The sequence below is a fragment of the Kitasatospora sp. NPDC048194 genome (assembly GCF_043202455.1).
In the GTDB taxonomy this organism is placed as follows: Bacteria; Actinomycetota; Actinomycetes; order Streptomycetales; family Streptomycetaceae; genus Kitasatospora.
On sequence record NZ_JBIDAK010000008.1, the window covers coordinates 208617 to 226709 of the forward strand.

At 74.4% G+C, this 18093-nt stretch carries 18 protein-coding genes; 6 read left to right on the top strand and 12 right to left on the bottom strand.

All coding sequences use genetic code 11. The features are described from left to right. Window positions 1-7: 7 nt before the first annotated feature. Window positions 8-979: an LLM class flavin-dependent oxidoreductase gene (locus ACGF07_RS13515; protein WP_392898187.1), complete on the top strand. Its 972-nt coding sequence runs from the start codon at window positions 8-10 to the stop codon at window positions 977-979. A 63-nt stretch (window positions 980-1042) separates the two neighbouring features. Here ACGF07_RS13515 and ACGF07_RS13520 read toward each other — a convergent pair whose 3' ends face one another. From ACGF07_RS13520 to ACGF07_RS13535, 4 genes are all read right to left on the bottom strand, one after another. Then, on the bottom strand, window positions 1043-1495 hold the full coding sequence (locus ACGF07_RS13520) for a DUF2252 family protein (protein WP_392898190.1): 453 nt from the start codon (window positions 1493-1495) through the stop codon (window positions 1043-1045). Window positions 1496-1564: 69 nt separating this feature from the next. Further along, window positions 1565-2353 carry an aminotransferase class IV gene (locus ACGF07_RS13525; protein WP_392898192.1) on the bottom strand — a complete coding sequence of 263 codons (789 nt, stop codon included), beginning with the start codon at window positions 2351-2353 and terminating at the stop codon, window positions 1565-1567. Beyond that, window positions 2346-3287, bottom strand: a complete 942-nt coding sequence (locus ACGF07_RS13530) for a GNAT family N-acetyltransferase (RefSeq protein ID WP_392898194.1) — start codon at window positions 3285-3287, stop codon at window positions 2346-2348. The genes ACGF07_RS13525 and ACGF07_RS13530 overlap by 8 nt, the downstream gene beginning before the upstream one ends. A gap of 91 nt (window positions 3288-3378) precedes the next feature. Next, a complete protein-coding gene (locus ACGF07_RS13535) occupies window positions 3379-4419 on the bottom strand; it encodes a DMT family transporter (RefSeq protein ID WP_392898196.1) in 1041 nt (346 codons plus the stop codon). Window positions 4420-4558: 139 nt separating this feature from the next. Here ACGF07_RS13535 and ACGF07_RS13540 point away from each other — a divergent pair, with 139 nt between their 5' ends. From ACGF07_RS13540 to ACGF07_RS13550, 3 genes are all read left to right on the top strand, one after another. Continuing rightward, entirely contained in the window at window positions 4559-5449 is an 891-nt protein-coding gene (locus tag ACGF07_RS13540; RefSeq protein WP_392898198.1) for a LysR family transcriptional regulator, read from the top strand. A 219-nt stretch (window positions 5450-5668) separates the two neighbouring features. After that, a complete protein-coding gene (locus tag ACGF07_RS13545) occupies window positions 5669-6985 on the top strand; it encodes a carbohydrate-binding protein (protein ID WP_392898201.1) in 1317 nt (438 codons plus the stop codon). A 159-nt stretch (window positions 6986-7144) separates the two neighbouring features. Then, window positions 7145-7453, top strand: coding sequence for a hypothetical protein (locus tag ACGF07_RS13550; RefSeq protein WP_392898204.1), 309 nt, complete (start codon window positions 7145-7147; stop codon window positions 7451-7453). A 7-nt stretch (window positions 7454-7460) separates the two neighbouring features. On the opposite strand, the gene ACGF07_RS13555 is transcribed toward ACGF07_RS13550, so the two are convergent. Continuing rightward, window positions 7461-8303, bottom strand: coding sequence for a hypothetical protein (locus ACGF07_RS13555; protein ID WP_392898207.1), 843 nt, complete (start codon window positions 8301-8303; stop codon window positions 7461-7463). A 194-nt stretch (window positions 8304-8497) separates the two neighbouring features. Continuing rightward, window positions 8498-9940: a glyceraldehyde-3-phosphate dehydrogenase gene (locus tag ACGF07_RS13560; RefSeq protein WP_392898210.1), complete on the bottom strand. Its 1443-nt coding sequence runs from the start codon at window positions 9938-9940 to the stop codon at window positions 8498-8500. A gap of 341 nt (window positions 9941-10281) precedes the next feature. Between ACGF07_RS13560 and ACGF07_RS13565 the strand changes: the two genes are divergently transcribed. Together ACGF07_RS13565 and fdhD are read left to right on the top strand one after the other, a co-directional pair. Further along, on the top strand, window positions 10282-10749 hold the full coding sequence (locus ACGF07_RS13565; protein ID WP_392898212.1) for a GreA/GreB family elongation factor: 468 nt from the start codon (window positions 10282-10284) through the stop codon (window positions 10747-10749). Between the two features lie 121 nt (window positions 10750-10870). Further along, window positions 10871-11695 carry a formate dehydrogenase accessory sulfurtransferase FdhD gene (fdhD, locus tag ACGF07_RS13570; protein WP_392898215.1) on the top strand — a complete coding sequence of 275 codons (825 nt, stop codon included), beginning with the start codon at window positions 10871-10873 and terminating at the stop codon, window positions 11693-11695. A 161-nt stretch (window positions 11696-11856) separates the two neighbouring features. Here the strand turns inward: fdhD and ACGF07_RS13575 are convergent, their stop codons facing one another. From ACGF07_RS13575 to ACGF07_RS13600, 6 genes are all read right to left on the bottom strand, one after another. Then, the gene (locus tag ACGF07_RS13575) at window positions 11857-13158 is read right to left on the bottom strand and encodes a YhgE/Pip domain-containing protein (RefSeq protein WP_392898218.1); all 1302 of its coding nucleotides are present in this window, start codon (window positions 13156-13158) and stop codon (window positions 11857-11859) included. A gap of 181 nt (window positions 13159-13339) precedes the next feature. Then, window positions 13340-13996 carry a LuxR C-terminal-related transcriptional regulator gene (locus tag ACGF07_RS13580; protein ID WP_392898221.1) on the bottom strand — a complete coding sequence of 219 codons (657 nt, stop codon included), beginning with the start codon at window positions 13994-13996 and terminating at the stop codon, window positions 13340-13342. Beyond that, window positions 13960-15303 carry a sensor histidine kinase gene (locus ACGF07_RS13585; RefSeq protein WP_392898224.1) on the bottom strand — a complete coding sequence of 448 codons (1344 nt, stop codon included), beginning with the start codon at window positions 15301-15303 and terminating at the stop codon, window positions 13960-13962. The genes ACGF07_RS13580 and ACGF07_RS13585 overlap by 37 nt, the downstream gene beginning before the upstream one ends. Window positions 15304-15646: 343 nt before the next feature. Beyond that, window positions 15647-16114: a protease inhibitor I42 family protein gene (locus ACGF07_RS13590; RefSeq protein ID WP_392898226.1), complete on the bottom strand. Its 468-nt coding sequence runs from the start codon at window positions 16112-16114 to the stop codon at window positions 15647-15649. Beyond that, the gene (locus ACGF07_RS13595) at window positions 16111-16482 is read right to left on the bottom strand and encodes a hypothetical protein (RefSeq protein ID WP_392898229.1); all 372 of its coding nucleotides are present in this window, start codon (window positions 16480-16482) and stop codon (window positions 16111-16113) included. The genes ACGF07_RS13590 and ACGF07_RS13595 overlap by 4 nt, the downstream gene beginning before the upstream one ends. A gap of 31 nt (window positions 16483-16513) precedes the next feature. Next, complete coding sequence (locus ACGF07_RS13600) at window positions 16514-18091, bottom strand: hypothetical protein (protein WP_350747767.1); 1578 nt, start codon at window positions 18089-18091, stop codon at window positions 16514-16516. Between the last annotated feature and the right edge of the window lie 2 nt (window positions 18092-18093).

The following is an 18093-nucleotide window of genomic DNA, read 5'->3' on the forward strand; positions in this document are numbered from 1 at the left end:
CATCGGCATGGACATCGGTGTTTTCCTCCCCACCGGCCAGGACCAGTGGGCGCCCGGCGGCGGCCCTCGCGACCTGATCGGATTCGCCCGGCGGGCGGAGGAGTTGGGCTTCTCCTCGCTGTTCGTCAACGACTCCCTGCTCACGCCCCGGATCGAGCCGCTCACCATGCTCGCCGCGGTCGCCCCGGTGACCGAGCGGATCGGGCTGGGCACCGGCGCGCTGCTGCCGGTGCTGCGCCGGCCGGTGCAGGCCGCGCAGGCGCTGGCCTCGGTGGACCTGCTCTCCGGCGGGCGGCTGACGGTCGCCGTCGGTGCGGGCTTCCCGGGCCGCTTCGGGCGGCCGCTGCACGAGCTGTCCCAGGTGCCGTGGGAGCGCCGCTTCGCCCGGCTGGACGAGACGGTCGCGCTCTGGCGGGCGCTGTGGGCGGGGGCGACGGAGTTCCACGGCGAGTTCCACTCCTTCCCCGAACTCACGCCCGCCACCAGGACCTTCCGCCCGGGCGGCCCGCCGATCTGGCTGGGCGGCGCCACCCCGGCGGCGCTCGCCCGCACCGGGCGCCGGTACGACGGCTGGCTGCCCTACCCGCCCGATCCGGCCGACTACGCCACCGGGCTCGCCGCCGTCCGGCGGGCCGCCCGCGAGGCGGGGCGCGCCCCGGAGGCCGTCACCCCGGCGCTCTTCGTCAACGTCCGGATCGAGCAGGACACCGAGTCGGCCCGGCGTGCCACGGACGCCTACGCCCGCTCCAACTACGGCCTGCCGCTGGAGGAGGTGGCGCAGATCCAGGCGCTCGCCATCGGATCCCCGGACCAGGTCGCCGCGACCCTGCGCCGCTACACCGAGGCCGGTGCCCGGCGGATCGTCGCCCGGCTCGCCGCGCTCGACCTCGCGGGCCAGTACGAGCAGTTGGAGCGGCTGGCGGAGTTGCTGCCGTCGGCCGCGGAGCCCGCCGGCCTCACACTCCCCGGGCGGCGGTGATCCGGCCCGTCCCGATCGCCGCGAGCAGGTCCGCGTGGTCGGCCGCCGTGCGGTCCGCGTACGTCACGGCGACGTCGGCGACCGCCTCCGCGAAGGTGCCGGCGCTGCCCAGGTAGCCGGCGACGGCCAGGCGGTCCGGTCGCCGGTGCGGGCGTGGGCGCGGGCCCGGGCGCGCCCGCACAGCTCGGCGTAGCCGCGCAGGTCGGCCGGGGTCAGCGAGTCGACGTCCACCGAGCCCTTCGGGTCGCGCAGCCGGCGGCCGTGGAAGTGGCGTCCGGCGGGGCCCGCGGTCCGGCCGAGGAAGAGGTCGCCGGCGGCCTGCATCAGGCGCTGCGCGGTGACGACCCGGCGCCCGCCGTGGTGGACGGCGACCTCGGCGTGCCGCAGCGGCGGCAGGTGGTCCTCGAGCACCGACCAGCCGGCCTCCTTGAGCTGCAGGAGCAGCGGGTCGCGGGTGTCCCGGCCGGTCAGCAGGACGATGAGGCAGCGGGTGCCGACGCTGCCGATGCCGACCACTCCCGGGGGGGCCGCCGTCGGTCGAGCCCGCCCCCCGGGGGCCGCCGTCGGGGAGGGGCCGACGGGCGCCTACACCGTCTCGGCGGCGACTCCCTGGTAGGCGGCGCGCAGTTCGGCGAGCCGGGGGTGGGCGGGGTCGAAGGCGGTGCCGTCCACGGCGGCGATCGGCCGCACGCCCACGCCCGCGTTGACGGCGAACGCCGCGTCGAAGGCGGCCAGTGCGTCGGCGGGGACGGGCTCGCGGGACTGCGGGCCGCCGTACGCGCCCGCCAGCAGCGCCTCGGTGACGCCGCGCAGACCGGGGCCCTCGGGCCACACCAGGCGCTCCCCGGCCAGGAAGCCGATGTTCCAGGTGGCGCCCTCGGTCACCCGGCCGTCCTCGTCGGTCAGCAACGCGTCGTCGAAACCGGCGAGTTGGGCCAGCCGACGGTGGTGGACCAGGCCGAACAGGCCGACGTGCTTCACCTCCGGCAACTCCCGCCGGTACACCGCCGTCCGCACCCTCAGCGGCCCGGGTTCGGCCGCCGCGACCGGGCGGGTGGTCACCAGCAGGGCCGGCACGGCGGGTGCGGCGGGGCGTTCCAGGCCGAGGGCCGGGTCGTAGCAGGTGACCCGGACGATCACCGGCCCGTCGTCGGCGGGCAGGACGGCGCGGATCCGCTCCCGGACCGCCGCCCGGTCCAGGTCTGCGCCGAACAGCGTCCGGCAGTCCCGGACCAGCCGGTCCAGGTGGAGCCCCAGACCGCGCACCCGGCCCGCCTCCGCCCGCATGGTGGTGAAGTGTCCGTAGTTGAGCAGTCCCAGGGCGGCGAGCCGCGCCGGGTCGGCGGGCGTACCGTCGATCTCGATCTCAGCCATCCCCCGAGTCTGCCAGCTGTGCGGTCGCCTCCGGCGCCGGAACCGGGCGGCACCGGCCCACCGTCCGGCGGCCCGTGCCGCGGGCCTCCTGCTCGAACTGCTCGATCCGGTGCGCCAGGCCCTCCGGCTCCCCCGCCTCCGCCCAGCGCCACGCCTCCGCCCACCACTGCGGCCCGCGCACCATCGGCCACCCGGCGAGTGCCAGGTGCAGCGCCAGCGTGGACCGCGCGTACTCGTGCACCCAGGCGTCGCAGCTCCGGTAGTCGGCGGTCTCGTCCAGCCGCAGCCAGCGGCCCTCCCGACCGGCGGCCAGTATCGGCACCCAGCCGCGCTGCCGGTCGGCGACCAGCAGGAGCAGCCGCCCGTCCTCCTCGCGCACCCGGTACGACGGCAGTTGCGGCATCCGGGCGAGCGACAGCGACCGCTTCCAGCCCACCACCCAGAGCCCCCGGCGCAGGTAGTACCGGACCGCCGGCTGCCAGCTCCAGTGCGCTTCCAGCCGGAACCCCGGCAGCCCCTCGGCGGCGGCCGCCGCGTACACCTCGTCCAGCGCGGCGGCCGCCAGCCCTCGTCCGCGCGAGCCCGGCCGGACGTACAGGGAACTGACGGCCAGTTGGCTCGGCCCCTTCGTCCAGTTGTCGACCGCGACGGTGCCGACGTCCTCCCCGTGCTCGTCCCGGATCCAGTAGCGCCGCCGGTACAGCTCCCCGCCGGGCCACTCCCGCCCGCTCTCCCCCAGCCGCTCCCGCCAGCCCCGCTCGGCCTCCGGCGCCAGCCCGTCCGGGTCGACCAGCTCGGCCAGCTCGCCCTCCACCAGGGACGCCAGGTCCCACAGGGCGAACCGCCGCTCCTCCCCCTCCGCCGCCGCCCGCAGCCGCTCTCCCGCCGCCAACCGCCCCTGTGCCCGCTCCACCGCGGCATCCCACGACCTCACCCGCGCCACGATAGCGGGCGATCGGGCACGAGCCGTAATCCGCCGAGCACGGAACGTCAGATAGCGTCGGGCGACCCGCCTCCGGACGGCGTCACGGGCGCGCGGCGGAGGGTGCGGGGGTGCCGGCGGCTGGCGTGTCGGCGGCGGGGGTGCCGGTGATGTGGGTGTCGACGGCGGGCGTGGCGGCGGCGCGGGTGCCGGCGGCGGCCGTGTCCCCGGCGGGGGCGGCACCGGCGGGCGCGATCGGCCGCCTGCCGCCCGGGGGCCGCGGCCGGGCCAGGGCCACCGCGGCGATCACCAGGGCGCCGCCGGCCAGGGCGTTCCAGCCGACCGGCTCGGCCAGGAAGGTCGCCCCCAGGGCCGTGGACCACAGCGGCGTGACGTAGGTGACGGCGGAGGCGACGGCGGCGCCCGCCGCCCGGACCAGGCCCAGGTTCAGCAGGTACGCCAGGCCGGTACCGAGGGCGCCCAGGACCAGCAGGGCGGCGGCCGCCGAGCCGCCCGGCCAGTGCGGCAAGCCCCCGACGAGCGGGGCGACCAGGGCCAACTCGGCGGCCGCGCTGCCGATCTGGAGCGCCGACAGGGCGGTCACGGACTCCGGGCGGCCGGACAGGAAGCGGCGCAGGTAGGCGAACCCGGCGCCGTAGCAGCAGGTGGCGGCCAGGCAGGCGAGGGCGCCGGTGGTCGCGCCGGCGCCGAGGCCGCGCCAGACCCCCAGCACGGTCAGCACGCCGACGAAGCCCAGCGCGAGTCCGCCGAGCCGACGGGCCCCCGGGCGGCGCTCCTCGGGGACGGTCAGCACCGCGAACAGCAGGGTGAACAGCGGGGTGGTCGCGTTCATCACGCCGGCCAGCACCGAACTCACCCTGGTCTCACCGAAGGAGAACAGGGCGAACGGCACGGTGTTGAGCAGCACCGCGACCGCGGCCGAGTGCCCCCACACCGCCCGGTCGCGCGGCACCCGCTCACCGCGCAGCAGCAGGATCGCCCACAGCGTGACCGCGCCCAGCAGGCAGCGCCAGAGCGCCACCCAGACCGGCGGCACCCCCGCGTCGACCGCCACCTTGATCAGGGCGAAGCTCGCGCCCCAGATCGCCGACAGCGCCACGAAGCCCGGCAACCAGCGCCGCACCCCGACCACCTCCCCGTCCGTTCCACTCCGTCGTCCCGAACGGCCGCGCCGCCGGGCGGCCGCCGCTCTGGACAGAGGGTGGCCCGGCGGCGGAGCATGAGTCCAACAAGTGGCGGTACCGGGAGGATGAGGAAGTCTCATGGCGTCGGAGGTGAACGTCGCCCAGCTCAGGGCGCTGGTCGCGGTCGCCGACACCGGCGGCTTCGGCGCGGCCGCCGACGAGCTGGGCATCAGCCAGTCCGCGGTCTCACACGCCGTCGCCGCGCTGGAACGCTCCCTCGGCTCCCCCGTGCTGCACCGCGGCACCCCGTGCCGGACCACCCCGCTCGGCGAGCAGATCCTGCCGCACGCCCGTACCGCGGTCGCCTCCGCCGCCGCGGTGCGCACCATCGCCACCCGGCACACCGGCGGCCTCACCGGCACCGTGCGGCTGGCCGCGCCGACCACCGTCTGCCAGGCCCTGATGCCCGGGCTGCTGCGCGACTGGAAGGCGGCGCACCCGCAGGTCACCGTGCGGCTCTTCGAGGGGGAGGACGCCGAGCTGACCACCTGGCTGGAGGCCGGCACGGTGGACGCCGCCGTGCTGGTGGACGCCGACCCGCTGCCGCCGGGGGCGGTTCCGCTCGGCGCCGACTCGATGCACGCGCTGCTGCGCCGGGACCACCCGCTCGCCGGGCAGGACACTATCCACGTGGGCGAGTTGGAGGACGACGACTTCCTGCTCTCCGAGGGCGGCTGCGAGCACCACATCCGCGAGGCCTACCGGCGGGCCGGCACCCGCTTCAGCCCCCGGCACCGGATCCGCGACCTCAACACCCTGATCGGCATGGTGCACGCCGGCGTCGGGGTCTCGGTGATGCCGGCGCTGGCGCTGACCATGCTGCCGCCGGAGTGCGTCCTGGTGCCGATCCGCCCGGCCGTGCACCGGACGCTCACCCTCACCGGCCCGGCCGGGCGGCCCTGGTCCCCGGCGGTCAGCGGGCTCCTCGCGGGCGTACGGGCGGCCGCGGGCGCACCGGTGCCGGCCTGACCAGCCCTCAGCCCGTCCGGGTCTGCCGCGGACCCTCCGGGGCCCGGCTGCGGGCGGCTTGACCGTTCCGGGGGTTGACCACCCTTCCCCGACAGGTCTATACCAGTGAGGGCCCTCGGCAACATCTCCACGCCGACGGCCCCTTCGGCCGTCACGCCACCCCCACGTCCGGCGTGAGCAGGCCGTCTCCCCCACCGCCGTTTCCTGGAAAGGCCTCCGATGGAACGCGCTGTTCCCCCACAGCTCCCCCCGCTCCCCGCGCAGCGGCCCGCCGCACCGACCTCGCGCAGGTCCCGGGCCGCGCTCGCCGTGGCCGGGGTGCTCGGGCTGGTCGCCGGAGGTGCCGGCGCGCTGGCCGGCTCCGGCGCGGCCTCGGCCGACACCGTCGCCACCACCGGCCTGGGCAGCAACTGGTACGCCTCGGCGCCGTACCTGATGCCCGAGGACAACAGTCCGCCGGACGCCGCCGCCGTGATGGACGCGACCGGGCAGAAGGCCTTCCAACTGGCCTTCATCCTGGCCCAGGGCAACAGCTGTTCGCCCGCCTGGGGCGGCACCTCCTCGATCGACGGCGACACCACCATGCCGGCGGTGATCCAGACGATCCGCGGCAAGGGCGGGGACGTCTCGGTGTCGGTCGGCGGGTACGGCGGCACCAAGCTGGGCCAGGTCTGCGGCACGCCCGAGGCGACCGCCGCCGGGTACCAGAAGGTGATCACCAAGTACAACCTCAAGGCGATCGACTTCGACCTGGAGGAGCCCGAGTACGAGAACACCGCCGCCATCCACAACGAGATCGGCGCCGCCCGCATCCTCCAGCAGAACAACCCCGGGCTCTACGTCTCGATCACCACCGCCGGGACGACCGCCGGCACCGGCTGGTTCGGCACCCAGATGCTGAACGAGGCCAAGTCCCAGGGCTTCACGCCGAACAACTTCTCGATCATGCCCTTCGACGGCGGCTTCAACGGCGCGGCCGCGCAGACCGACGCGCTGGTCAAGTTCAACCAGATCCTCCAGACCACCTTCGGCTGGAACGAGGCCACCGCCTACGCCCACGAGGGCGTGTCGATGATGAACGGCCGCACCGACGCCGCCGAGTACTTCCGCCAGGCGGACTTCCAGACCGTGCTGGACTTCGCCACCGCCCACGGCCTGGCCCGGTACACCTACTGGTCGGTGAACCGGGACCGCCAGTGCCCCGGCACCGTGGACCCGGGCCTGTCCGGCTCCTGCTCCAGCGTGGCGCAGAGCGACTGGGACTTCACCAAGTACACCGTGAAGTTCGCCGGGGCGACCCCGCCCACCACCCCGCCCACCACGCCCCCGACCACGCCTCCCACCACCCCGCCGACCACGCCGCCCTCCAGCCCGGGCACCTGCACCGCCCCGGCGTGGAGCGCGAGCACCACGTACACCACGGGAAACAAGGTCTCGTACAACGGCCGGAACTACCACGCCAAGTGGTGGACGCTGAACGAGGTTCCGAGCGCCAGCGGCCAGTGGGGCGTCTGGGCCGACGACGGCCCCTGCTGACCGGGGAGGAGCAGCCTCGCGGGGGCGGGCGCCCGACGCCCGCCCCCGCCATGGCGGTCGGCCGCCGCCCCCGCGAGGGGGGTGACAACTTGCTGCCTGACAGTTTCCTGACAGTCCCCGAGGTCGCCACGCGCCCGACGATCCGTCAGTCTTGGTACCGTGCACGCGATTCGTTTCCACCTCCGCGCCCCGGACGACACCCCGGGGGTCGAGCAGCCGCCCACCCCGGAGGCCCTCCGCGCCGGACTGGCGCGCGCCCTCGGCGGGGCGGCCCGGATCGACCACGCCCGGATCCTCGTCGGCCCGGGCACGGTGGACGGAGTGGTCTTCGTCCTCGCGGACCACCTGCTCGCCGCCGAGGCCGCCGTCATCACCGGCTGCGCCAACCTGACCGGGCCGGGCAGCCTGCTGCCCGGCTGGCGGGTACCGCACTGCGCGGTGGACACCCTCCTGGCACTCGGACTGTAGGAACCGGTCAGGCCGGGCCGAGCCCGGCGTCCGGCGTCCTCCCCGCCTGGGCCTGCTCGATCCGCTTGACCAGCATCGCCGCGAACCGCCGCGCCCCGGCCACGTCCACCGGCCCGCCCTCGGTGGTCACGCTCGCCACCACGGTGCCCGAACGGACCACGATGCTGACGCCGTCCCCCGCCGAGAGCGGCCCGACGAAGGCCTGGCTCTCGCTGCCCAGCACCGGGGTGTCGACCTTGTGGAACGGCCCGACCGGGTACGACGCGTAGGTCTCCTTCAGCCGGCTCCTCGCCGCGTCCCGGCTCGGCAGGGTGTCCACCAGGAAGCGCGCCACCAGGTCACCCGAGGAGAACCGCACCGACCCGCTGAGCGGCTTGCCGGTGCACGGCGCCGACGCCGTGCAGGTGACGGCGTGGTCCGCGCTGTCGACCTTCCGCTTCTCCTCGTCCCACCCGGCCATCGCCCTGGCGTCCGGCAGCACCTGCCCGACCACCTTGTCGTCCAGCAGCGCCGCCTCCAGATCCGCCCCCGGCGTCGCCCCACCGGCCGACGGCACCGGAGCCGCAGCCCCGCCCGCAGCAGCCCCGCCCGAAGCGGTCCCGGCCGCCGACGGCGCGGCCCCGGACGCGGACGGCACCACCGCCGAGCCCGACGCCGAGGCCGCGCCCGTACCGCCCGTACCGCCCGTCGCACTCGTCACCGCCGGACTCGCCGCCCCCGACGCGCCCTTGGCCCCCTCCGATCCCCCCGAGGAGCACCCGGCCAGCACCCCCACCAGCACCCCGGCCGCCACCCCGGCAGCCATCCGCCGCCCACCCAGCCCCATGCCCATCCCCATGCCCATCCCCATGCCCGCTCCCTCTCACCTGTCCGTGCCCCCTCAAGATAGCGACCACCCCCCACCCCACCCGCCCCGGCCTCCCCGCACACGAACCGCCCCACCCCACCAGGCGCGCAGGGCCGAGTTCCGCAGGCAGCCGGAGAAACGCCGACGGGGCGGCGACCGATCGGTCACCGCCCCGTCGACACCGTGCGGTCGGCCGGTCAGGCCGCCGGAGCCGGGAAGGTCGGGTACTCGACGCCCGAGATGTACTGGACGACCCGGACGACCTGGCACGAGTAGCCGAACTCGTTGTCGTACCACAGGTACAGGATCGCGTTGTCGCCCTCGACCTTGGTCGCGCCGGCGTCCACGATCGAGGCGTGGCGCGAGCCGATGAAGTCGCTGGAGACGGCGTCGGGCGAGTCGATGAAGTCGATCTGGCGCTTCAGCGGCGAGGTGAGCGAGACGTCCCGCAGGTAGTCGAGGACCTCCTCGCGGGTGGTCTCGCGCTTGAGCTGCAGGTTCAGGATCGCGATGGACACGTCCGGCACCGGCACGCGGATCGAGCTGCCGGTGATCTTCGCCTTGAGGTCCGGCAGGGCCTTGGCGACGGCCGAGGCCGCACCGGTCTCGGTGATCACCATGTTCAGCGGCGCGGAGCGGCCGCGGCGGTCGGCCTTGTGGTAGTTGTCCAGCAGGTTCTGGTCGTTGGTGAACGAGTGGACGGTCTCCACGTGGCCGCGGATCACGCCGTACTCGTCCTCCATCGCCTTCAGCGGCGGGACGATGGCGTTGGTGGTGCAGGAGGCGCAGGAGATGATCTGCTCGTCCGGCTTGATCATGTCGTGGTTGACGCCGTGCACGATGTTCGGCACGTCGCCCTTGCCCGGGGCGGTCAGCACGACCTTCGCGATGCCGGGGCGCAGGTGCTTGGACAGGCCCTCGCGGTCGCGCCACTTGCCGGTGTTGTCGATCAGGATCGCGTCCTTGATCCCGTACTCCGTGTAGTCGACCTTGCTCGGGTCGTCGGAGTAGATCACCGTGATCTCGTTGCCGTTGACGACGATCTTGTTGTTCGCCTCGTCGACGGTGATGGTGCCCTGGAACTGGCCGTGGATGGAGTCCCGGCGCAGCAGCGAGGCGCGCTTGACCAGGTCGTCGCCGCCGCCGTTGCGCACCACGATGGCCTTCAGGCGCAGGCCGTTGCCGGAGGCCTTCTCGATCAGCAGGCGGGCGACCAGGCGACCGATGCGGCCGAACCCGTACAGCACGACGTCCTGCGCGGACCGGCGCTCCAGCTTGTTCTCGCCGGTGGCGCCGGCGACGGCCTGGGCGGTGAACTCCTCGACCGACAGACCGCGGTCGTCCGCCCGGTAGGTCGAGGCGAGCATCCCGAGGTCGATCTGCGAGGGGCCGAGGTCCAGGGTGGTCAGCGCCTGCAGGAACGGCATGGTCTCGGTGACCGAGAGCTCCTCGCCGGCTATCTGCCGGGCGAAGCGGTGCGTCTTGAGGATGCTGACCACCGACTTGTTCACCAGGGACCGGCTGTGGAGCAGGACCGTGACGTCCTTCTCCCGGTGCAGCCGCCCGATGATCGGGATCATCGACTCCGCGATCTCCTCGCGGTTCTTCCAGTCCGTGAACACGTCGTCGTTGACAGTCACAAGTCCATCTTTCGAGCTGAGGGTGTTGCCCACATGGTAGCTTCGCCCGCGCCCGCCCCCGCGGCCGGTCCCTCCTCCACCCGCCTCCCTCACCGCTCCCACCTGCGCTTTCCCCCGCGCCCCGGTCGGCGAAGGTGATCACCGCCACCCCCACCGCCCGTTGCCGGCAGCGGATTTGGCCGGGCGGGCCGCGCGTCGCGAGCCCGTCCCGATCCCGTCCCGGGCCCGTTCTGGTCCCGTTCCGGGCCCGCCCCGGCCGAGGATTTGCCCGGGGTGCGGCGGGGTGGGCTAATGGGAGGCGGCCGAGTTCGAGCGTTCCGTGAGAGAGCCGGGAGCCTGCGATGAGCGGTGGGCCGGAACCGATCAGTGCCGAGGGACTGCGCGCCGTACAGGAGGAGCTGGTGCTGCTGCGCAGGGAGCGGGCGGAGGTGGCCGCGACGCTGCGGGGCGGGGACACGGTGGGGGACCGGGCGGATGCGGCGGACGAGTTGCAGCGGGCGTCGGAGGTGACACGGCTGGAGCGGCGGATCGCCGAACTGGAGGCGCGGCTGCGCGAGGCCGGGGCGGCCGGGGCTCCGTCGGCGGAGGTGGTCGGGGTGGGCTCCACGGTCACCCTGCGGTTCGGGGACGGCGCCGAGGAGACGGTCGAGGTCTCGGAGCTGGCGGAGGAGCGGGAGCTGACCCTGGTGACGGCGGACAGTCCGCTCGGGACGGCGCTGCTGGGCTGTCGCGCCGGGGACACCGTGCACTACGAGACGCCGGGCGGCGCGGCCAGCGCGGAGGTGCTGTCGGTGGGGCGCGCGGGATAGGCCCGCGCGGGTACCGTCGGCGACCGTAGAGTCCGTGACGGGGCCAGGACGGCCCGACCGGCGCGGACCGGCCGGCGCGGACCGACGCCACCCGCCCGACACCACCGAGGAGCCGACGACGATGGGCCGAGTGACGATACCGCGCAGGGTGCTGCGGCTGCGCAAGGGCGTGGCCACCCACCGCCCGGACACCCTGGCCGCCGAGGAGCCGATGGAGATCCGGGTCGGCGGGCGGCCGCTGACGGTGACCATGCGCACCCCCGGCAGCGACTTCGACCTGGCGGCCGGCTTCCTGGTGAGCGAGGGCGTGCTGCACGCGGCCGACCACCTGGCGGGGATCCGCTACTGCGCCGGGGCCACCGCAGACGGCGGGAACACCTACAACGTGGTGGACGTCCTGCTCGCCCCCGGGGTGGCCGCCCCGGACGCCTCCCTGGAGCGCAACTTCTACACCACCTCCTCCTGCGGCCTGTGCGGCAAGGCCAGCCTGGACGCGGTGCGCACCACCGCGCCGTGGAGCGTCGCGCAGGACGCGCTGCGCGTCACCCCCGAGCTGCTGTCCGCGCTGCCCGACCGGCTCCGGGCCGCCCAGAAGGTCTTCGACAGCACCGGCGGCCTGCACGCGGCCGGGCTGTTCGACGCCGAGGGGCGGCTGCTGTGCCTGCGCGAGGACGTGGGGCGGCACAACACGGTGGACAAGGTGGTCGGCCACGCACTGCGCGAGGGCTTGCTCCCGGCGCGCGGCACGGTGCTGATGGTCAGCGGCCGGGCCTCCTTCGAGCTGGTCCAGAAGGCCGTGATGGCGGGCGTGCCGGTGCTCGCCGCCGTCTCCGCGCCCTCCTCGCTGGCGGTGGACCTCGCGGAGGAGACCGGGCTGACCCTGGTCGGCTTCCTGCGCGGCGACTCGATGAACGTCTACACCCGTACGGACCGGATCAGCCTCTAGCCGGTCGGACGGGTGGTCGGAGGGGCGACCGGACGGACGACCGGACGGCTGGGCCGGTGGACCCGCCGGACGGACGGCCCGTCGGACGCCCGACCCGCCGGACGGACGGCCCGCCGGACGCCCGGCCCGTCGGACGGACGGCCGCTCGGGCGCCGGGTCGGCTACTCCGACGGCTGAGGCGTCCAGCGGTGCAGGCCCTTGCGGTCGTAGTAGCGGGTCATCGCGAAGCCGAAGGCCAGGGCGAGCACCACACCGATGGCGATCATGGTCCAGCCCCGGGCGAGCCCCGCGTCGCCCCGGGCGTCGAAGAAGAGGATCGCCCGGATGCCGTCGCTGAGCTGGCGCATCGGCTCGAAGATGCCGAGGAAGCGGTAGAACGCGGGCACCGCCTGGAGCGGGACGGTCGCCCCGGAGGAGGGCAGGGCCAGGGCGATGAAGACGAACATCGAGACCAGTTGTCCGATCCCGCCGAAGGCGGCGTTGATCGCCTGCACCCCGAGGCCCACGGCCACGCTCGCGCAGTAGGCGAACAGCCACAGCATCGCCTGGTGCGGGGCGTCCATGCCGAGGATGCCGACCGTGCAGAGCAGCACCAGGGAGGTGGTGAGCAGCATGATCCCGGCCGTCATGACCATCTTGAGCAGCAGGGTCTGGGTGCGGCTGATCGGGACGGTGGGGCGGCGGGTGTGCCAGGGGCCGATCTCGCTGTCGCTGTAGCCGAGTGCGCCGTCGACGCCGTTGTGGATGATGTTGCCGCCGATGAAGCCGGTGAGCACGGCCAGCAGCGCGTAGTAGAAGGCGCTGAGGCCGAGGCCGCTGTGGCTGCCGATCGGGTGGCCGACCCGGCTGGTGACGGTGATCGGGTCGGCGAGCAGCAGCCGGGCGGTGGCGCCGGCGTCCGGGCCGGGGGCGTTGGAGGCCGGGACGGCGGCGAGCAGTTGCCGGCCGGCCGCCATCGAGGCCTGGTGGGCGGCGTTCTGGGCGGTCTGACTGGCCAGCGAGGCGCCGAGGCTGCCGAGGCCCGGATTGGTGAGGACGGTGAGGGTGGGCCGTTGGGTGGCGCCGCCGGCGGCCAGCGCCGTGACGGTGGCGGTGAAGTCCTCGGGCACCAGCAGGGCGGCGTAGACCTTGCCGGAGGCGAGCAGGTCATTGGCCCCCTCGGTGTCGGTCTGCCGCCAGTGGACGGTGTCGTCGGGGGTGCCGGCCACCACCGCCCGGGTCAGCTCGGTGCCGAGGTTCACCGCGCGGCCCGGTGGCGGCGGTCCCTGGTCCGCGTTCACCAGGGCGATCGGCAGCCGGTGCAGGTTGCCGGTCGGGTTGACGATGCCGCCCATGTAGAGGAGCGAGAGCACCACGGCCACCACGGAGCACAGCACGCCCGGGAAGAGCCAGATCTTCGGGTGCCGGGCGAGCGCCAGCGCCCTCGCCTGGCGGGGAGCCTCCTGGGAGCCTGCGGTCGCCATGCCACCCCTCGGTTCCGGGCACCCGCCTGGTGCCTCCGCCGGTACGGCCGGAAGTCGTTCCGTGGCGGCCGGGTCGGCAAACCCGCGTCACCCGGACGGCGAGTCCGCGTCACCCGGGCGGGCGGGCGCCCGTCCTCGGGCCGGACCGCCTCGGGCCGGACCGCCGGGGGCCGGACCGTCCTCAGGCCGAACGCGTCCCGTTCAGGTACGCCAGCACCGCCAGCACCCGCCGGTTGTCGTCGTCCGAGGCGCCGAGTCCCAGCTTGGCGAAGATGTTGGAGGTGTGCTTGCTGACCGCGCCCTCGCTGAAGTGGAGCCGCTGGGCGATCGCGGCGTTGGAGCGGCCCTCGGCCATCATCGCCAGGACGTCGCGTTCCCGGGCGGTGAGCATCGCCAGGGGCTCGTCGTAGGCGTTGCGGGCGAGGAGGCGGGTGATGACCTGGGGGTCCATGACCGTGCCGCCGGCGGCGACGGTGCGCACGGCGTCGACGAACTGGTCGGCCTTGGAGACGCGGTCCTTGAGGAGGTAGCCGACGCCGCCGGTGCCGTCGGCGATCAGCTCGCGGGCGTATAGCTGCTCCACGTGCTGGGAGAGGACCAGGACGGGCAGGCCGGGCTGTTCGCGGCGGGCGGCCAGGGCGACCTGGAGGCCCTCGTCGGTGTGGGTCGGCGGCAGGCGGACGTCGACCACGGCGATGTCGGGGCGGTGCTCGGCGAGGGCGGCGGCCAGTTCCGGTCCGCTCTCCACCGCGGCGACGATGTCGTGCCCGTGGGCGCGCAGCAGCAGTTCGAGTCCGTCCCTCAGGAGGACGAGGTCCTCGGCGAGGACAACGCGCACGGTAGCTCCATGATCAGCCTGGTCGGGCCCCCCGGGGGGCTGGTCACGGTGAGCGTACCGTCGAAGACCGCCAGCCTCCGCTGGATTCCCCGCAGGCCGCTGCCCCGGTCCGGATCGGCCCCGCCCCGGCCGTCGTCGGTCACCTCGGCGCGCAGCAGCCCTGCGGCGTGGGTGAGTTCGACGGCGGCGTGACGGGCTTCGCCGTGTTTGACGGCGTTGGTGAGCGCCTCGCTGACGGCGAAGTACACCGCCGACTCGACCGGCGCCTCGGCCCGGCCCCGCAGTTCGGCCCGGACGTCGACCTTCAGCGGCACGTCCAGCGCCAACGCCCGTACGCCGTCGGCGAGTCCGCGTTCGGCCAGCACCGGCGGGTGGATGCCGCGGACGAGGTCGCGCAGTTCCTGGAGGGCCTGGGTGACGTTCTCCTGGGCGTCCGCGACGACCTTCTTGGCGTGCTCCGGATCGCGGTCGATCAGCGCCGCGACCGCGCCCAGCCGCAGGCTCACCGCCACCAGGCGCGCCTGCGCGCCGTCGTGCAGATCCCGTTCGATCCGGCGCAGTTCGGCGGCCTGGGCCTCGGTGGCGTCGAGGCGGATCTCGGTGAGCTGCTCGACCCGCCGGGCCAGCCGGGTGCGTTCGGTCGGGCCGAGCACGGAGCGGGTCCAGCGGCCGTGCAGGTGCAGCGCCGACCTGCTCAGGGCGAGGCCGCCGGCGACCAGCACCGGCCCGAGGAGGACGGCGGGCCACCCGCCGAGCGGCAGGTCGTACGGGACGAGGGGCTGCCCGAGGCCGTAGAGCCCGGCGGCGGCCAGCAGGACGGGCGTGGCGGCGATCGCCCCGCCGACCAGCGGGTCGGAGATCGCCCAGAGCGCGTCCCGCCAGGTCGCCGGGTCGGTCCACATCCAGCGGAGGGTGAGTGCCAGGGCCGCGAACCGGCGGTTCCTGTGGTAGTCGTGGCCGGTCCAGAACCAGCCGTGAAGGGTGCGCTCCAGCGCCGGCCGCGGTTGGTACGGCACGGGTACGGGCACCTGCGACCAGTGGCCGGACGCCCAGCGGGCAGCGCCGGCGGCGGCCCGGAGCATCCGGGTGGCCAGGGGGAAGAGCGGGAAGATCCCGAGGCAGCCCCAGAGCACGAAGGACGCCAGGTACGTCACGCACAGCCCTACCCCGACCGGTACCAGCGCGGTCAGGACGGCGCACCGCCCGAGCGCCCGTGCGGCCGTGCGCAGCGCCTGGACGGCTCGGGGGCGCGGCGCGGACGGGGCGGTCGGGCTGGTCGAGCTGGTCTGGCTGGTCGGGCTGGTCACGGGGCCTCCGGGGGCGGGGTGCGGACGACCGGCCGCCGCCGGCCCCGGCGAACCGGCGGTTCGCGACGGAGCGGCGGCTCGTGGTTGTGCGGCGGTTCGCGACGGGTGCCCCGCGCCCGACCCCGGGTGCGGCGATCCCCGCTCCGCGCCTCCCCGCTCCGCGCCTGCCCGCATCGCGCCTCCCCCGCCTCCGCCGTGCCGTGCCGTGCCACGGCCGTGCCCTGCCGCGGCCGCCCGCTGTTCGGGCGGCTCGTGATCGAGACTAGGCAGGATGGCCGGGCGGCGGAATGCGCCTGAACCCCGGTCGGGGGTGGGCCTGGACCCACCCCCGACCGGGGACGGCTCAGCCGACGTCGACGGTGAACTGGCGCTTGGTCTGCTCCGGGCCGCCCGAGTACGTCATGCCGCCGCGGTCGCGGTAGGCGACGTGCAGGGTGACGGTCGTCCGGCCCGGCTGCGCACCGGCCCGGAACACGAAGTAGTAGTGGCCGCCGGAATCCGAGCCGATCGCGCCGCCCAGGTTGGACAGCTCGAAGTCCCGGACGTACTCGTCGCCGACGGTCTGCACCACGGCGGCGTCGGGCGCCGGCTCGGCCACCGTCCAGACGTCGCCCCAGCCCCGGTGCGCGCTCACCTCGACCGAGAACAACTGGCCGGGCTTGACGGACAGTTCACCCGACGTCGCGGTGAACACGGTGCCGTGGTCGAGCTTGCCGGTGGTCATCCGGTGGACCGCCACCGCGCCCGCCGACCCGGCGACCGCCAGCAGGACCACGGCGACGAGGACGATCCGCTGCCACTTCTTCCTCACGAGTCCGCCTCCCGGTCGGTGACGCGCAGTGCCAGTACGGCGGCGACCGCGTCGAGCCAGCGGGCGACCAGTTGGTCGCCCGTCGGGTCCTGCACGACCGTGGCGGCCGCCGCCAGCCAGTCCCGGGCCGCGGCGGCGGCCGGGCCGGGCAGCGGTTCGGGCAGCTCGGCCGCGAACGCCGTACCGCCGGCGCGGACCACCTCGCCGAGGAACGCCACGGCCCGGGGCAGCACGCCGAGCCGGTCGGCGACGATCGCCGCGGCCACCGCCCCGTCGCCGAACAGCGTGGAGCGGACCACGCCGGGGGCCGGCAGGCCGAAGCGCAGCAGGACCCCGATGTCCAGCTCGGCCAGCCGGTCGTCACTCATGGGCTGCTGGTTGGCACTCAACTCTCAAGCCTCACTTGGGCATCCGGACGCTGTCGGCGATGGGGAGCTCGTCGCCCTGGGTGGCGCCCCCGAGGTGGTTGTGGACGAAGTCGTCCTCACTGACCCAGACGGTGTAGCCCCAGGGATTGTAGATCTCCAGCTGGTCACCGCGGTGCGCGATGATCATCATCTGGTGGCCGTCCGGGAAGAACTTGTCGTTCTTCACGGAGATCGGCACCGGCTTGCCCTGGTCCACCGACGACTCGACCTGGGCCAGCACGTCCCGGCGCTGGTCCGGCCCCTCGAGGTCGACGTTCTTGTAGCCGGCCCCGGTGTGGTCGCCGATCTCGGAGTTGGCGATGTCCTTGGACTCCCAGTCCCACATCCCGTCCCCGCCCAGGTGCATCCAGGAGCGGGAGTCGTAGACGCGGTTCGTCTCCTTGTCCCAGCGGTCCTTGGCGGCCTGCCCGTTGTCGTACGCCGGGTCGCCGGGGTGGCCGCCCGTGGTGAGCTGGAAGGCGAACAGCGGGTCGACCATCGCCCGGGCGGTCACCGTCGAGGCGGCCACGCAGGTGCTGTGCTGGCCCTGGTCCCAGGCCACCCCGTCGTAGCCGGTCGGGCTCTGGCCGGGCGTGGACGAGGCCAGTTGGACCGGCGAGATCCGCGTCGCCAGCCACCCGGGGTCGTCCGCGTGGTCGTGGATCTGGTCGTCGAAGGCCTTGATCTCGTCGTAGCTGTGCCCGGCGGCCAGCGCCTTCATCAGGTAGGCCCGCTCCTCCGGGGACTTGCTGCCCGCGAGCAGTTGGTCGAACCGGGCCCGGTCCGCGTCGCTCATCTGGTCCATCAGCTGGGAGGCCCGGACCGCGTTGGCCTCGGTCAGGATGGTGCCGTCGCTCTCGTTGCCGGCGACCGAGGCGTCGACCAGCACCAGCTTGTCCTCCGCACCCAGCCCCTTGTTCTTGAACTTGCCGGCCAGCGCCTTGTTCGCCAGGGCGTTCAGCTCGCGGGCGGCCGTCCGGCCGGCCGTCTCGGCCTTCACCGCGGCGTCGTAGATCGACTTGATGCCCTCCTTCGCCTTCGCGTGGGCGGTGTGCATCTTGTCGTCGTCCCAGTTGACCGGGTCCGGCGCCCCGCTGATGGTGATGTCGTGCAGCAGCTTCAGCGCCTCGCTCAACGGAGCCGCGCCCTGCCCGTGCAGGGTCTGCGCCTCGCTCAGGGCGGTCGCCAGCGCGCTCAGCTGCTGCCGCCCCTTCTCCATCGCGTCGCCGCAGCGCGTCAGGTCGTCCGCGGAGGCCCTGACCACCTCGGCGGCCTTCTCGCCGACCTGCCCCGTCCAGGCGTCCGGCAGGTGCTGGGAGCTGACCTGCGCCACCTTCATCTGCACGTGGTCCAGTTGGCCGACCGCCGTCTTGTACGCGGCGGCCACCGCGGCGATCTTGCCGGAGTCGCCCTTGGGCGCGGGCAGCTGCAGGGCGTCGTGCACCGCGTACTTCAGATCACCGGCGCCCCACATGCCGTGCGACTCGTCGATGGTCTTCTTCAGTGACGCGACCTGCTCCATCGGGGTGCCCGGGTCGATGCCGAGCGGGTTCATGTCGTGGTCGGGCACGG